The organism is Pantoea sp. SGAir0430 (assembly GCF_043549295.1).
Genome location: NZ_CP039427.1, coordinates 1,191,036 through 1,205,592 on the forward strand (window position 1 = coordinate 1,191,036; position 14,557 = coordinate 1,205,592).

14 protein-coding genes are annotated in these 14,557 nt (G+C 59.4%); 10 read left to right on the top strand and 4 right to left on the bottom strand.

Translation table 11 applies throughout. The features are described from left to right. Position 1 precedes the first annotated feature (1 nt). Positions 2 to 1,492, top strand: a complete 1,491-nt coding sequence (araA, locus tag E7738_RS05685; RefSeq protein WP_241797861.1) for an L-arabinose isomerase — start codon at positions 2 to 4, stop codon at positions 1,490 to 1,492. Between the two features lie 474 nt (positions 1,493 to 1,966). Here the strand turns inward: araA and yjfF are convergent, their stop codons facing one another. Genes yjfF through ytfQ form a run of 4 tightly spaced genes read right to left on the bottom strand, consistent with a single transcriptional unit; the run spans position 1,967 to position 6,490 of the window. Continuing rightward, entirely contained in the window at positions 1,967 to 2,953 is a 987-nt protein-coding gene (gene yjfF, locus E7738_RS05690; RefSeq protein ID WP_021506182.1) for a galactofuranose ABC transporter, permease protein YjfF, read from the bottom strand. Then, positions 2,950 to 3,966: a galactofuranose ABC transporter, ATP-binding protein YtfT gene (gene ytfT, locus E7738_RS05695; RefSeq protein WP_058758461.1), complete on the bottom strand. Its 1,017-nt coding sequence runs from the start codon at positions 3,964 to 3,966 to the stop codon at positions 2,950 to 2,952. Before ytfT ends, yjfF begins: the two co-directional genes overlap by 4 nt. Further along, positions 3,959 to 5,479: a sugar ABC transporter ATP-binding protein gene (locus E7738_RS05700; RefSeq protein WP_021506184.1), complete on the bottom strand. Its 1,521-nt coding sequence runs from the start codon at positions 5,477 to 5,479 to the stop codon at positions 3,959 to 3,961. The genes ytfT and E7738_RS05700 overlap by 8 nt, the downstream gene beginning before the upstream one ends. A 54-nt stretch (positions 5,480 to 5,533) precedes the next feature. Next, the gene (ytfQ, locus tag E7738_RS05705; RefSeq protein ID WP_394516198.1) at positions 5,534 to 6,490 is read right to left on the bottom strand and encodes a galactofuranose ABC transporter, galactofuranose-binding protein YtfQ; all 957 of its coding nucleotides are present in this window, start codon (positions 6,488 to 6,490) and stop codon (positions 5,534 to 5,536) included. Positions 6,491 to 7,164: 674 nt separating this feature from the next. Here ytfQ and ydgT point away from each other — a divergent pair. From ydgT to nth, 9 genes are all read left to right on the top strand, one after another. Further along, entirely contained in the window at positions 7,165 to 7,380 is a 216-nt protein-coding gene (gene ydgT / locus E7738_RS05710) for a transcription modulator YdgT (RefSeq protein ID WP_010618950.1), read from the top strand. 110 nt (positions 7,381 to 7,490) lie between these two features. Continuing rightward, positions 7,491 to 7,934: a DUF2569 domain-containing protein gene (locus tag E7738_RS05715; protein ID WP_058758460.1), complete on the top strand. Its 444-nt coding sequence runs from the start codon at positions 7,491 to 7,493 to the stop codon at positions 7,932 to 7,934. A 123-nt stretch (positions 7,935 to 8,057) separates the two neighbouring features. Further along, a complete protein-coding gene (gene rsxA / locus E7738_RS05720) occupies positions 8,058 to 8,639 on the top strand; it encodes an electron transport complex subunit RsxA (RefSeq protein ID WP_010618951.1) in 582 nt (193 codons plus the stop codon). Between the two features lies 1 nt (position 8,640). Beyond that, positions 8,641 to 9,219: an electron transport complex subunit RsxB gene (rsxB, locus tag E7738_RS05725; protein WP_021506189.1), complete on the top strand. Its 579-nt coding sequence runs from the start codon at positions 8,641 to 8,643 to the stop codon at positions 9,217 to 9,219. Continuing rightward, the gene (gene rsxC, locus E7738_RS05730) at positions 9,212 to 11,509 is read left to right on the top strand and encodes an electron transport complex subunit RsxC (protein WP_394516199.1); all 2,298 of its coding nucleotides are present in this window, start codon (positions 9,212 to 9,214) and stop codon (positions 11,507 to 11,509) included. Before rsxB ends, rsxC begins: the two co-directional genes overlap by 8 nt. After that, positions 11,510 to 12,568: an electron transport complex subunit RsxD gene (rsxD, locus tag E7738_RS05735; protein WP_394516200.1), complete on the top strand. Its 1,059-nt coding sequence runs from the start codon at positions 11,510 to 11,512 to the stop codon at positions 12,566 to 12,568. Positions 12,569 to 12,570: 2 nt separating this feature from the next. Further along, a complete protein-coding gene (gene rsxG / locus E7738_RS05740) occupies positions 12,571 to 13,203 on the top strand; it encodes an electron transport complex subunit RsxG (RefSeq protein WP_394516332.1) in 633 nt (210 codons plus the stop codon). After that, positions 13,200 to 13,901: an electron transport complex subunit E gene (locus E7738_RS05745; RefSeq protein WP_394516201.1), complete on the top strand. Its 702-nt coding sequence runs from the start codon at positions 13,200 to 13,202 to the stop codon at positions 13,899 to 13,901. Before rsxG ends, E7738_RS05745 begins: the two co-directional genes overlap by 4 nt. Then, positions 13,898 to 14,530, top strand: a complete 633-nt coding sequence (nth, locus tag E7738_RS05750; protein ID WP_021506194.1) for an endonuclease III — start codon at positions 13,898 to 13,900, stop codon at positions 14,528 to 14,530. The genes E7738_RS05745 and nth overlap by 4 nt, the downstream gene beginning before the upstream one ends. Positions 14,531 to 14,557: the final 27 nt, after the last annotated feature.

Consider the following 14,557-nt stretch of genomic DNA (forward strand, 5'->3'; position numbering starts at 1 on the left):
AATGGAACAGAAAGTCTGGTTTGTGATTGGTACACAGCATCTCTACGGAGCGGAAACCCTGCGCCAGGTTGAGCAGCATGCGCGCCAGGTGATGGACGGCCTGAACCAGGCCGGTACGCTGCCGGTGCCGCTTGAGCTGAAGCCGCTGGTGAAATCACCGGATGAAGCGCTGGCACTGTGCCGCGAGGCCAATCACGACAGCCAGTGCGTCGGTATCATTACCTGGCTGCATACCTTTTCGCCGGCAAAAATGTGGATTGGCGGACTGAGTATTTTGCATAAGCCGCTGCTGCAGTTTCACACCCAGTTCAATGCGGAAATTCCGTGGGACAGCATGGACATGGACTTCATGAACCTGAACCAGACCGCGCACGGCGGCCGTGAGTTCGGCTTCATTGGCGCGCGCATGGGTCTGCAGCACAGCGTGGTGACCGGTCACTGGCAGGATAAAACCAGCCAGCAGCGTATTGCGCGCTGGATCAATGCCGCCCTGGCGAAGCAGGCCAGCCAGCAGCTGAAAGTGGCGCGCTTCGGTGACAATATGCGCGAAGTGGCGGTCACCGAAGGCGATAAAGTGGCAGCGCAGATTCAGTTTGGCTATGCGGTTAACGGCTGGGGCGTCGGCGATCTGGTTGAGGTGGTGAACAGCGTCAGCGACGGCGATGTCAACGCGCTGGTCGACGAGTACGAGAGCCAGTATCTGTTCAGCGCAGCGGCGTCTGTAAACGGCGACAAGCGGCAGAATGTGCTGGATGCCGCACGCATTGAGCTGGGCCTGAAGCGCTTCCTCGATAGCGAAGGCTGTAAAGCCTTTACCACCAATTTCCAGACGCTGCACGGTATGACCCAGCTGCCCGGTCTGGCGGTTCAGCGCCTGATGGCTCAGGGCTACGGTTTCGCCGGTGAAGGCGACTGGAAAACCGCCGCACTGCTGCACATCCTGAAAGTGCAGGCCGGCACGCGCGCCGGCGGCACCTCGTTTATGGAGGATTACACCTACCACTTCGCGCCGGGCAACGAGCTGGTACTGGGCTCGCACATGCTGGAAGTGTGCCCGTCGATCGCCAAAGAGGAGAAGCCGCTGATTGATGTGCAGTTCCTCGGCATTGGCGGTAAAGCCGATCCGGCGCGTCTGATTTTCTCGACGCCGGCGGGTCGCGCGGTGAACGCCAGCGTCATCGATATGGGCGACCGCTTCCGTCTGCTGGTCAACGTGGTCGATACCATTGAACAGCCGCAGGCGCTGCCGAAGCTGCCGGTGGCACGTGCGCTGTGGCGCGCGCAGCCGTCGCTGGCCACCGCTTCTGAAGCGTGGATCCTGGCGGGCGGCGCACACCATACGGTGTTCAGCCAGGCGCTGGATGTTGAGGATATGTACCTGTACGGCGAACTGCACGGCATTGAAGTGCTGGTGATTGATGACGAGACGCGCCTGCCAGCCTTCAAAGATGCGCTGCGCTGGAACGACGCGTATTACCGACTGCAACGTTAATAGCCTGAGATATTGAAGCAAGCCGCGAGTGTATCGCGGCTTTTTTTGGCTTAAAACGTGCGGTCCAGTCAACTAAGGCAGGCGTTACGTAAAGCCGGCGTGAATACCTCCCTGCGTCGTACGCTTTACGCCACTGCCCGCCTTTATTTCCTGCATATCCGTGTGCTGCGAGTGGTCAGATTTAAACGCCGCGCAGCGCATTAATGACAGCGATGAACAACTTAACTGTCCCATCAAGACCAGCCCGAATAGCAAAGCGTCCGCGCCAGGGATGGCGCGGCCGATCGGCATGGATGCGGGGTTTCTTTGCGATCGGGCTGGCCTTGATGGGGCCGGGCACCCGATTAACAGCAACCCCACTAAGCATCCACGACTCTGAGCGCTAAAACTGCAAACCCCACCTAACATCCACGAATCTGAGCATAAAAAAAGGTGCGCCAGTTTGCGCACCTCTTAACGCACATGCGATCACGACTAAGACGTTAAACGCTTAACCGGCGCGTTCTGCTGGCGGTCCCACATCACCGTCAGCAGACGCTGCAGCGCAATAAAGGCAAACAGCAGAATACCGATGGCGATTTTGGTCCACCACGAACTCAGCGTGCCGTCGAAGTTAATCCATGTCTGAATCAACCCCTGAATCAGCACCCCGAACAGCGTGCCCAGCACCGTACCGACGCCCCCCGACAGCAGCGTACCGCCAATCACCACCGAAGCAATGGCATCCAGCTCGACGCCCAGCCCGGCCAGCGCGTAGCCGGCCGAGGTGTAAATGGAAAATACGATGCCTGCCAGCGTCGCCAGCGTGGTCGACAGCATATAAATCTTAATCGTGGTGGCGCGCGTCGACACGCCCATCAGCTGAGCCGACGTCAGATTGCCGCCAATGGCGTACACCTGATTACCGAAGCGCGTACGGTGCGCCAGCAGAATGCCCCCCGCCACCACCACCAGCATAATCACCGCCAGCAGGCTGAGACGTCCGCCGCCGGGAATTTTCCACGCCAGGCTCGACAACGTGGTATACAGCGGATGATCGATAGGAATCGAGTTCTCCGACACCAGATAGCTGCAGCCGCGCAGGAAAAACATCCCGGCGAGCGTGATGATAAAGGCCGGGATTTTTAATGCATCAATCAGCCAGCCCATCATGGCACCAAACAGCGCGCCTGCCGCCAGAATCAGCGCAAAGGCCAGCAGCGGATCGACATGGTAGTCGCCGATGATGCGCGCCAGGAACACGCCGGTGAAAGCGATCACCGCGCCAACGGACAGATCGATGCCGCCGGACAAAATCACAAACGTCATGCCGACGGCGATGATGCCGAGAAACGCATTATCCGTGAGGATGTTGCAAATCACCCGCGTTGAGGCAAAGCCGGGAAACTGGCTGAGGCAGAACAGGTAACCCGCGACAAACACCAGCAGGGTAATCATTAACGGTAAATGACGCTTGATCATGGTTTACGTCTCCCCTTCAGCATGGCGATAAAGCGCGGCGACTGCAGCAGCAGAACGCACATCACCACCACCGCTTTCACCACCTGGTTCAGCTCTGGCGGAAAACCTGACAGCAGGATGCCGGTATTCATTGACTGGATTATCAGCGCGCCAACCAGCGACAGCACCAGGTTAAAACGCCCGCCCATCAGCGAGGCGCCACCAATCACCACCGCCAGAATGGCGTCCAGCTCCAGCCACAACCCGGCATTATTGGCATCGGCACCGCGAATATCGGCGGCGACAATCAGCCCGGCTACCGCCGCACACACGCCGCTGATGGCGTAGGTGGACATCACCACCAGCCAGCCGGTCACCCCGGCATTGCGCGCCGCGCGCAGGTTGATGCCTACCGCTTCGATGAACAGGCCAAGCGCGGTTTTGCGCGTCAGCAGCCACACCGCCACGGCCACCAGCAGGGTAATCCACACCGGTACCGGCAGCAGCCACAGCGAACCGCTGCCAAACCACGCGAGGCTGTCACTGTTAAAGGTGACGATCTGTCCCTGGGTGATCAGCTGCGCGATGCCGCGCCCGGCCACCATCAGGATCAGCGTGGCAACAAACGGCTGAATCTTCAGCAGCGCCACCAGCACGCCGTTCCACAGGCCGCATAGCAGCCCGGTTCCGAGCGTGGCCAGGATAATAAAACTCAGGCTGTGCCCCGCCACCGTCAGCGTCGCCGCCGTCGCGCCGGCAATCGCCATTACCGCGCCCACCGACAGATCGATCCCGCCGGTGGCAATCACCAGCGTCATACCAATCGCCAGCAGCGCCACCGGTGCGGCGCGGTTGAGAATGTCAATCGGGCTGCCGAATAACCGCCCGTCCTGAATGTGAATAGCAAAAAAGTTATTCGCCACCAGGCTGTCGATCAGCAGCACCAGAATCAGCGCGACGATCTGCGGCATGCCCGGCGGCAGCTTCGGCTTCCGCCGTTCCGGTTTTTCGTGTGTCATAGGCGATTCAAGCATGTTGTGCTCCTCCGTCCGCGATGGCGTTGACGATCGACGCCACCGACAGCTGTTCCAGCGGAATTTCGGCGACCTGCTTCAGATCGCGCATGATCAGCACGCGATCGGCATAGCCCACCAGTTCTTCCAGTTCAGAGGAGATGACCAGCAGCGCCAGTCCGTCGGCGCACAGGGATTCTATCAGCCGAATGATCTCGGCGTGGGCGCCTACGTCGATACCGCGCGTCGGCTCATCCAGAATCAGAAACTGTGGTTTAGTCACCAGCCAGCGTGACAGCAGCACCTTCTGCTGGTTGCCACCCGACAGCAGCTCCACCGGCTGGTCGGCGTGCGGCGTGCGAATACCCAGGCTCTTGATAAAACGCTCGGCTATCGCCTGCTGCTCACGGCGTTTGATCGGCCGCAGCCAGCCACGCTGCGCCTGCAGCGCCAGAATGATGTTTTCCCGCACCGAGGCCGCGCCGATGATGCCGTCAGTTTTACGATCTTCCGGGCAGAAGCCCATGCCGAGACGCGAGGCTTTGGCCGGCGTGCGGATGTGCTGCACTTTGCCTTTGATGGTGGCGGTACCGCGATCGGCGCGGCGGATGCCAAACAGCACCTCGGCGGTCTCGGTGCGCCCGGAGCCGAGCAGTCCGGCCAGCCCCACCACTTCGCCCGGCCGTACCTGCAGGCTAAACGGTTCAATGGTGCCTTTCTTGCCGTAATCCTCAAACGACACCACCGGCTGATTGCTGCGTAACGTGCTGCCCTGGCGCTGCAGTGCGGTTTCCAGCAGCTCTCGCCCCAGCATAAGCTTGATCAGCTCAATCTGCGGCAGCGAGGCGGTGTCCCGCGTGGCGATAAACTGACCGTTGCGCAGTACGGTAATGCGATCGGTGATGCGGTACACCTGGTCGAGAAAGTGGGTGACGAAAATCAGGCTCATACCTTTGGCTTTCAGCTGCGCCATCAGGGTAAACAGCATCTCCACTTCGCTGGCATCGAGGCTGGCAGTTGGTTCATCCAGAATCAGCACCTGCGCGGAGAGATCGACCGCGCGGCAAATCGCAATGATCTGCTGCATCGCCACCGAGTAGTGGCCGAGCGGACGCGTCACATCCAGCGCGAAGCCGTAGTTGCGCATCAGCGCATCGGCGTCGCGCACCATGCGCTTGCGATCGATCATGCCGAAGCGGCGCGGCTCGCGGCCAATATAGAGGTTATCCGCCACCGACATATTCGGCAGCAGATTCACTTCCTGATAAACGGTGCCAATGCCCATCTGCTGCGCATCGGCGGTACTGTGCGGCGCAATCACCGCGCCGTTGAGGGTGATAGTGCCGGCATCCCGCGTGTAGACGCCGGTCAGCACTTTAATCAGGGTGGATTTCCCCGCGCCGTTCTCACCCAGCAGCGCCATAATTTCGCCCTTGCGGATGCTGAACGACACGTTATCCAGCGCTTTGACGCCGGGAAAGCCTTTGCTGATGCCGTTGAGGCTCAGCAGGGGTGTTTCATCGTAGCTGCTCATCAGATTCTGCCTCGCTTACGTCATAAAAACCGCCCCGAAGGGCGGTTGCGGGGATCAGTAACCCATGCCTTTTTTCTTATCCAGCTCCGCCTGAGCGTCAGCCGGTAAGAACAGTTTTGATTCGGTTTTGATGATCTTCGGCGGCAGCGTGCCGTCTTTTTTGAATTTCTCCAGCGCGTCAAACGCCGGGCCGGCCATGTCCGGCGTCAGCTCAACGTTGGCGTTGGCCTCGCCGGCCAGCATCGCTTTGTAGATATCCGGTACACCATCAATCGAACCGGTGAGAATGTCTTTGCCCGGCTTCAGGCCGGCTTCTTTAATTGCCTGGATGGCGCCGATCGCCATGTCGTCGTTATGGGCATACACCATGCAGATGTTTTTGCCATTGTTCTCGGCTTTGATAAAGCTCTCCATCACCTCTTTACCCTTACTGCGGGTAAAGTCACCGGACTGCGAGCGAATCACTTTGATGTTGTTGTGGCCGGCGATGGCTTCGGCAAAGCCTTTCTTACGGTCGATCGCCACGCTGGCACCGACGGTACCCTGCAGTTCCACCACGTTACACTGCTTGTCACCGACGGTTTTCACCAGCCAGTCACCAATCAGTTTGCCTTCCAGCACGTTGTCGGCCGTCACCACCGCCATGTACAGCGATTTATCTTTCACCACGATGGCGCGGTCCAGCAGGAACACCGGGATTTTGGCGTCTTTGGCCTCTTCCAGCACCGGTTCCCAGCCAGTCTGGACCACTGGCGCGATAAAGATGGCGTCAACGCCCTGAGCGATAAACGAGCGCACCGCTTTGATCTGGTTCTCCTGCTTCTGCTGACCATCGGCAATTTTCAGGGTGATACCGCGCTTTTGCGCTTCACTTTTTGCCACGTTGGTTTCGGCAGAACGCCAGCCGGATTCAGAACCGACCTGCGAGAAGCCCACCCTCATGTCGGCAGCCAGAACCGATGTGCTGAGTGCGGCGCTGACCATGGTGGTCAAGAGTAAACGTTTCCACATAATTTTCATTCCTCTGAAGGGAGTGTGCTGTAGGGGTACAAACGCGCTTCAAGCCTGGCGCAATTGCGCTAAAACAAGCGCGACACACCTCACAAAACAGAATGAATTAAAGGGGTTACGCGTATCAGGGTGTCAGACAGCTGACTCAGCTTATGGACAAAACGCCTGAACTTTATGTCAGCGGAGGTTAAATAACTGTAATAAACAGAAGCGGTTATGACCGCAGGCACTGGAAACGATTACAACGGACACGTAAAGAATGGTTATTCATGCGGGCGGCAGGCAATGTTCTGTTTTGTGATAATTCGCACACTTGCGATTTGACGTTTCATCACAGCTGCACCCTTGTGCGTCACCCGTTACAGATAAATCGCTTTTTCGCGCCTGCTGCGTTTCAAAATAAGCGCAACAAAAGTGCGAAAAATAGCGTCTGGAATACCGTTTAAGGCAGCTGTTAAATTTTCTCACCAGCCCCCGGTTAACGGGGCCAAAAACGCGCCTGACGCGCAGAAAAATGCGCGTTAAAAAAGATAAAAGCGTAAAAAAGTCCCTTTTGATGAGCGAATTAGCGCACGTTGTCTGAATTTTGAATTTTTTTAACCGCGGTGTCTGGACTCTGGCCGCGTGCTCCCTATACTTGAGCACTTCCCCGTTCTCTATCTTTTATGGCAATCATGACTGCGCTCGATTACCTGCTGAAATTTCGTAAAGTGAATAATCTTGAGAGTCTGGAAAAACTCTACGATCACCTCAATTATTCGCTCACTGATGATAACGAGATCATCAATATGTACCGCGCCGCCGATCACCGCCGTGCTGAACTCGCCTCAGGTGGCCGTCTGTATGACCTCGGCTGTGTGCCGAAATCCGTCTGGCGCTACGTGGTGTAAAGCGCGCTTATCTCTGTTTCTGCCCCTGGTGCGCTGTCCGAATCGGGCGTGACCCGTTTGGACATGGTACGCTCTGCCTCGTCTTTTTTGCTTACATCAGGATGAATAACATGTCCGAATCGGTAAACCCGCCGCGTATTGCCGGCTGGCTGCTGCTGCCGCTGGCCTGGCTGATTATGACGATGCTGACCAGCGCGCTAGTGGTGGCGCTCTATCTGCGGCCGCTGTTTGACACGGAACTGCGCACCACGCTGTTTTCTCACGCCAGTATTTTAATGACGCAGTGGCTGGTGTCCTTACTCACCGCCGCCGCGGTGTGGCTGTACAGCATCTGGGTGTGCTGGATCTTTTGTCAGCGTTCGCGCCGTCTGCCACGTCACTACATTCTCTGGCTGCTGATGACCGTATTGCTGGCGCTGAAAACCTTCGCTTTTACGCCGGTGGCCGATGGGAAAGCGATCCAGACATTGCTGCTGGCCCTGCTCTCGGCGGCAGTCTTTGTGCCCTACTTCAAACGCTCACAGCGGGTCAAACAGACCTTTATTCAGCCCTGATGACGCTCTTTTCGTCAGGAATTTAATTCTGAGTGCTCTCAGCCAGCGCACGAATCGCGCAAAGGTTGAGATGCACCTCTCAATTCCGGATAATAAACGCCTTTCGGCTTCCCAGGTTAAAAAATGACCGATTACTTACTGCTCTTTATTGGCACAGTGCTGGTGAACAACTTCGTGTTGGTCAAATTCCTCGGCCTTTGCCCTTTTATGGGCGTGTCAAAAAAACTGGAAACGGCCATTGGCATGGGACTTGCCACCACGTTCGTCATTACGCTGGCGTCGATTTGCGCCTGGCTGGTGAATCACCTGATTCTGCTGCCGCTTGATCTGGTGTACCTGCGTACCATGGCCTATATCCTGGTGATTGCGGTAGTGGTGCAGTTCACCGAAATGGTGGTGCGTAAAACCAGCCCGTCGCTGTATCGCCTGCTCGGTATCTTTTTGCCGCTGATCACCACCAACTGCGCGGTGCTGGGCGTGCCGCTGCTGAGCGTCAACCTCAACCATACGTTCCTGCAGGCGGCGCTGTACGGCTTCAGTGCGTCACTCGGCTTTTCGCTGGTGATGGTGCTGTTCGCTGGCATGCGTGAACGTCTGGTGCTGGCCAACGTGCCGGCACCGTTCAAAGGAAACTCCATTGCCCTGATCACCGCTGGCCTGATGGCGCTGGCGTTCATGGGCTTTACCGGTCTGGTGAAATTCTGATATGACCGCGATTTGGATTGCTATTGCTGTTCTGGCGGCGCTGGCACTGGTGTTTGGTGCCCTGCTGGGCTACGCCTCGCGCCGCTTTGAAGTAGAAGAAGACCCGATTGTTGAGCAGATCGATGCGATTCTGCCGCAGAGCCAGTGCGGCCAGTGTGGCTATCCCGGCTGCCGTCCGTACGCCGATGCGGTGGGCAATAACGGTGAAGCCATTAACAAATGTGCGCCGGGCGGTGAACAGACCATGCTGAAGCTGGCCGAACTGCTCAACGTTGAACCGCAGCCGCTGGACGGCGGCGCGGAAGTGCTGACGCCGGTGCGCACCGTGGCGTGGATTGACGAAGCCAACTGCATTGGCTGCACCAAATGTATTCAGGCCTGCCCGGTTGACGCCATCGTCGGTGCCACGCGCGCCATGCATACCGTGCTGAGCGATGTCTGCACCGGCTGCGACCTGTGCGTCGCGCCCTGCCCGACCGACTGCATTGAGATGCGTCCGGTTGCCACCACCACGGCCAACTGGAAGTGGGATCTTGACACCATACCTGTACGGGTGATCCCGGTAGAACATCATGCTTAATCTGTTATCACTGCTGCGCAAAGAGAAGCTGTGGGATTTCGCAGGCGGCATTCACCCGCCGGAAATGAAAACTCAGTCCAGCGGCACGCCGCTCAGCCAGCTCCCGCTGCCTGAGCAGTTCATCATTCCGTTGAAACAGCATATTGGCCACGAAGGCGAAATCTGTGTCGCGCCGGGCGATAAGGTGCTGCGCGGCCAGCCGCTGACCTTTGGCAGCGGCCGGATGCTACCGGTGCACGCGCCCACTTCCGGCACCATTGAAGCCATCGCGCCACACATGACCGCGCACCCTTCCGGCCTGTCCGAGCTATGCGTTTTCCTGCGCGCCGATGGCGAAGACCGCTGGATGCCGCTTGATCCGCAGCCGGACTATCGCGCGCTGGGTCGGGACGCGGTAGTGAAACGCATCCACGATGCCGGTATTGCGGGCCTCGGCGGCGCAGGCTTCCCGACCGCCACCAAACTGCGCGGCGGACTGCGCGGCGTCAACACGCTGATCATCAACGCCGCCGAGTGCGAACCTTACATCACGGCGGACGACCGCCTGATGCAGGATTGTGCGGCCGAAGTGCTGGAAGGCTGCCGCATCCTCGCCTGGGTGTTGCAGGCGGAGCGCGTGCTGATTGGCATCGAAGACAATAAGCCGGAGGCGATTGCCGCGCTGAAACAGGCGCTGGCCGGTGACCGCGAGCTGCAGCTGCGGGTGATCCCAACCAAATACCCTTCCGGCGGTGCCAAACAGCTGACCAAAATTCTCACCGGGCGGGAAGTGCCGCACGGCGGACGCTCCACCGACATTGGCGTGCTGATGCAGAACGTCGGCACCGCCTGGGCGGTGAAGCGCGCCATTGTCGATGGCGAACCGATTACGGAACGCGTGGTGACGCTGACCGGCGAGGCCATTGCCCGGCCGCGTAATGTCTGGGGCCGTCTCGGTACCCCGGTAAGCCATCTGTTGCAACAGGTCGGTTTCACGCCGGGTGCGCGCCAGATGGTGATCATGGGCGGGCCGCTGATGGGCTTTACCCTGCCGTCCCTCAACGTGCCGGTGGTGAAGATCACCAACTGTATTCTGGCACCGTCGGCCAGCGAGATGGGGCAACCGCAGGAAGAACAGTCCTGCATCCGCTGCAGCGCCTGCGCTGACGCCTGCCCGGCAAAACTGCTGCCGCAGCAGCTGTACTGGTACAGCCAGGGTGGCGATCATGACAAAGCGCGCGCCCATCACATTGATGACTGCATTGAGTGCGGTGCCTGTGCGTATGTCTGTCCCAGCAATATTCCGCTGGTGCAGTATTACCGCCAGGAAAAAGCCGAACTGCGCGCCATCGATCTGGAGGCCAAACGCACCGCCGAAGCCAAAGCACGCTTTGAAGCGCGTCAGGCACGCCTTGAGCGGGAAAAACTGGCGCGGGAAGCGCGCCACGAGCAGGCCAAACAGCGGGTTGCGCGCAGCGATAAAGCCGAGCTGGAAGCGGCAACCGGGCGCGTGAAAGCGCGTCAGGCGAAGACGCCGGAACAGGAAGCGGCCGAACGCGAAGCGCGCCATGCGCAGGCGCTGGCGCAGCAGGCCGAGAAGCAGGCTGAAACCGAACCGCTAAGCCGCCAGGCCATTGACCCGCGCAAGGCCGCCGTGGAAGCCGCCATTGCGCGTGCTAAAGCGAAAAAAGTGGCCGCGCCGGCACAGCCAGCCGCAGACACCACGACCGCAGAAAGCGATCCGCGCAAAGCGGCGGTTGAAGCGGCTATTGCGCGTGCCAAAGCGAAGAAAGCTGCGGCGGCGCAGACGCCGGCCGACGCTGAGCCGGCAGCGGAAACGCCAGCGGCTGAGGTCGATCCGCGCAAAGCCGCAGTCGAAGCGGCTATTGCGCGTGCCAAAGCGAAGAAAGCTGCGGCCGCGCAGACGCCGGCCGACGCTGAGCCGGTAGCGGAAACGCCAGCGGCTGAGGTCGATCCGCGCAAAGCCGCAGTCGAGGCGGCTATTGCGCGTGCCAAAGCGAAGAAAGCCGCGGCCGCGCAGACGCCGGCTGATGCTGAGCCGGCAACGGAAACACCGGTGGCTGAGGTCGATCCGCGCAAAGCGGCGGTTGAAGCGGCGATTGCCCGTGCCAAAGCGAAGAAAGCCGCGGCCGCAGCGCAGCAGACAGCCGACGCGCCCGCCGCATCCCCTGAAGTGGAGGCCGCTGCCTCTCCTGACTCCGCCGACCCACGCAAAGCGGCGATTGCCGCAGCGGTCGCCCGTGCCAAAGCGCGTAAAGCGCAGCAGCAGCCTTCGACGACTGAGGACTAAATGGCTTTTCGTATTGCAAGTTCGCCTTATACCCATAACCGCCGCAGCACCGGCAACATCATGCTGCTGGTGGTGCTGGCCGCGCTGCCCGGCATGGCGGCACAGTGGTATTTCTTCGGCATCGGTTTCCTGATTCAGGTGCTGCTGGCGGTCGCTACCGCATGGATCACTGAGGGCGCGATTCTGCGCCTGCGTCACGCGCCGGTAGTGCCGACGCTGGCGGATAACTCTGCCCTGCTGACGGCGTTGCTGCTGGGCATCAGCCTGCCGCCGCTGGCGCCGTGGTGGCTGGTGGTGCTCGGTACCGTATTTGCCGTGGTTATCGCCAAGCAACTGTACGGCGGCCTCGGCCAGAACCCGTTCAATCCGGCCATGGTCGGTTATGTGGTACTGCTGATCTCCTTCCCGGTGCAGATGACCAGCTGGCTGCCGCCGGATGTCCTGCAGGCCATTAAACCTGGCCTGATGGACTCACTCAGTATGATTTTTACCGGCCACACGCTGGCCGGTGACACCATGCAGCAGTTGCAGCTGGGTGTGGATGGCGTGAGCCAGGCCACGCCGCTGGATACCTTTAAAACCGGCCTGCGCGCCGGACACAGCGCCGAACAGCTGCTGGCCCAGCCGATTTACGGCGGCGTACTGGCCGGCCTCGGCTGGCAATGGGTCAATCTCGGCTATCTGCTCGGCGGCATGCTGCTGCTGGCGAAGAACGCCATCCGCTGGCATATCCCGTTCAGCTTCCTGCTGTCGCTGGCGCTGTGCGCCACGCTCAGCTGGCTGTTCGCGCCGCAGTCGCTGAACTCGCCGCTGGTGCATCTGTTCTCCGGGGCGACCATGCTCGGTGCGTTCTTTATTGCCACCGATCCGGTCACCGCGTCCACCACCAACCGTGGCCGGCTGATTTACGGTGCGCTGATTGGCCTGCTGGTGTGGCTGATTCGCAGCTTCGGTGGCTATCCGGATGGCGTCGCCTTCGCGGTGCTGCTCGCTAACATCTGCGTGCCGCTGATTGACTACTACACGCAGCCGCGCGTGTATGGACATCGCAGGGATTGATGATGATCGAAACCATTCGTAAAAACGCGTTCACGCTGGGCATGTTTGCCGTGATCACCACCGGCGTGACGGCGGTGGTCAACTATGTCACCAAACCGACGGTCGATCACCAGACCGCGCTGCAGCAGAAAAACCTGCTCGACCAGGTGGTGCCCACCGATTTGTACGACAACAGTATTCAGCAGGAGTGTCTGCTGGTGACCGATGCCCGCGCGCTCGGCAACGACAAACCGCATCATCTGTATGTGGCGCGCAAAGGGAATCAACCGGTGGCCGCCGCACTTGAGACCACCGCCCCTGACGGCTATTCTGGCGCGATACAGATGCTGGTCGGTGCCGATTTCCATGGCAAAGTGCTGGGCGTACGCGTGATTGAACATCATGAGACGCCGGGACTGGGTGATAAAATCGAGCTGCGAATTTCCGACTGGATCAACAGTTTTAACGGCAAAGTGGTGCACGGTGCCGACGATAAAGCCTTTGCGGTGAAAAAAGACGGTGGCGAATTTGACCAGTTTACCGGCGCTACTATCACGCCGCGCGCGGTGGTCAACGCCACCAAACGCACGGCGCTGCTGATTGAAACGCTGCCAGCGAAGCTCGCTTCGCTGCCTGAATGTGGAGATGCACCATGAGTGAAGCGAAAAATTTACTGATTGGCGGACTGTGGAAGAATAACTCGGCGCTGGTGCAGCTACTGGGGCTCTGTCCGCTGCTGGCGGTGACCTCAACCGCCACTAACGCACTGGGCCTTGGACTGGCAACCACGCTGGTACTGACCATCACCAACAGTGCGATTTCCGCTTCGCGCCGCTGGGTGCCGGGTGAAATTCGTATTCCTATCTACGTAATGATCATCGCCTCGGTGGTGAGCTGCGTGCAGATGCTGATCAACGCCTATGCCTATGGCCTGTATCAATCGCTGGGCATCTTTATCCCGCTGATCGTCACCAACTGCATTGTGGTGGGACGTGCGGAAGCGGTGGCATCGAAAAGCAGCATTCCCCTCTCCGCGCTGGATGGCTTTGCCATCGGCATGGGCGCTACCTGCGCAATGGTGACGCTAGGTTCGATTCGTGAACTGATTGGTAACGGCACGCTGTTCAACGGCGCTGACCAGCTGCTGGGGCCATGGGCTAAAGCGCTGCGCATTGAAGTGGTGCATTTTGATTCACCGATGCTGCTGGCGATGCTGCCGCCGGGTGCGTTTATCGGCCTCGGTATGCTGCTGGCCGGCAAATACCTGATCGATCAGAAAATGAAGCAGCGCGCCGCACGTCAGCTGGACGCTGCTGCTACCGCGCCGCAGGGCGAAACCGGGAAGGCTGTGTGAATAAGGATAAACGCCTGCAGATCCTCACGCGGCTGCGTGACGCCAATCCCCATCCGACCACCGAACTGAATTTCAGCTCACCGTTTGAGCTGCTGATCGCTGTGCTGCTGTCGGCACAGGCAACCGATGTCAGCGTCAACAAAGCCACCGCCCGACTCTATCCGGTGGCCAATACGCCAGCGGCAATGCTGGCGCTCGGCGTGGAAGGCGTTAAAGAGTACATCAAGACCATTGGCCTGTTTAACAGCAAAGCGGAAAACGTCATCAAAACCTGCCGCATTCTGCTGGAGCAGCACGGTGGTGTGGTGCCGGAAGACCGCGCGGCACTGGAAGCCCTGCCCGGCGTCGGGCGTAAAACCGCCAACGTGGTGCTCAATACCGCCTTTGGCTGGCCCACCATTGCCGTGGATACCCACATTTTCCGCGTCAGCAATCGCACCCGCTTTGCGCCGGGTAAAAACGTTGAGGAAGTGGAGCAGAAGCTGCTCAAAGTGGTGCCGGCCGACTTTAAGGTTGACTGCCATCACTGGCTGATTCTGCACGGTCGCTACACCTGCGTGGCGCGTAAACCGCGCTGCGGCTCCTGCCTGATTGAAGATTTGTGTGAGTTCACGGAAAAGACCGACTGATCGGTAACGGCGCGACGCTGCGCGCCG

What these genes read in the sequence shown, in the direction of transcription:
- araA (WP_241797861.1), top strand. Translation starts at nt 2, where the DNA reads ATGGAACAGAAAGTCTGGTTTGTGATTGGTACACAGCATCTCTACGGA.
- yjfF (WP_021506182.1), bottom strand. Translation starts at nt 2,953, where the DNA reads ATGATCAAGCGTCATTTACCGTTAATGATTACCCTGCTGGTGTTTGTC.
- ytfT (WP_058758461.1), bottom strand. Translation starts at nt 3,966, where the DNA reads ATGCTTGAATCGCCTATGACACACGAAAAACCGGAACGGCGGAAGCCG.
- E7738_RS05700 (WP_021506184.1), bottom strand. Translation starts at nt 5,479, where the DNA reads ATGAGCAGCTACGATGAAACACCCCTGCTGAGCCTCAACGGCATCAGC.
- ytfQ (WP_394516198.1), bottom strand. Translation starts at nt 6,490, where the DNA reads ATGTGGAAACGTTTACTCTTGACCACCATGGTCAGCGCCGCACTCAGC.
- ydgT (WP_010618950.1), top strand. Translation starts at nt 7,165, where the DNA reads ATGACTGCGCTCGATTACCTGCTGAAATTTCGTAAAGTGAATAATCTT.
- E7738_RS05715 (WP_058758460.1), top strand. Translation starts at nt 7,491, where the DNA reads ATGTCCGAATCGGTAAACCCGCCGCGTATTGCCGGCTGGCTGCTGCTG.
- rsxA (WP_010618951.1), top strand. Translation starts at nt 8,058, where the DNA reads ATGACCGATTACTTACTGCTCTTTATTGGCACAGTGCTGGTGAACAAC.
- rsxB (WP_021506189.1), top strand. Translation starts at nt 8,641, where the DNA reads ATGACCGCGATTTGGATTGCTATTGCTGTTCTGGCGGCGCTGGCACTG.
- rsxC (WP_394516199.1), top strand. Translation starts at nt 9,212, where the DNA reads ATGCTTAATCTGTTATCACTGCTGCGCAAAGAGAAGCTGTGGGATTTC.
- rsxD (WP_394516200.1), top strand. Translation starts at nt 11,510, where the DNA reads ATGGCTTTTCGTATTGCAAGTTCGCCTTATACCCATAACCGCCGCAGC.
- rsxG (WP_394516332.1), top strand. Translation starts at nt 12,571, where the DNA reads ATGATCGAAACCATTCGTAAAAACGCGTTCACGCTGGGCATGTTTGCC.
- E7738_RS05745 (WP_394516201.1), top strand. Translation starts at nt 13,200, where the DNA reads ATGAGTGAAGCGAAAAATTTACTGATTGGCGGACTGTGGAAGAATAAC.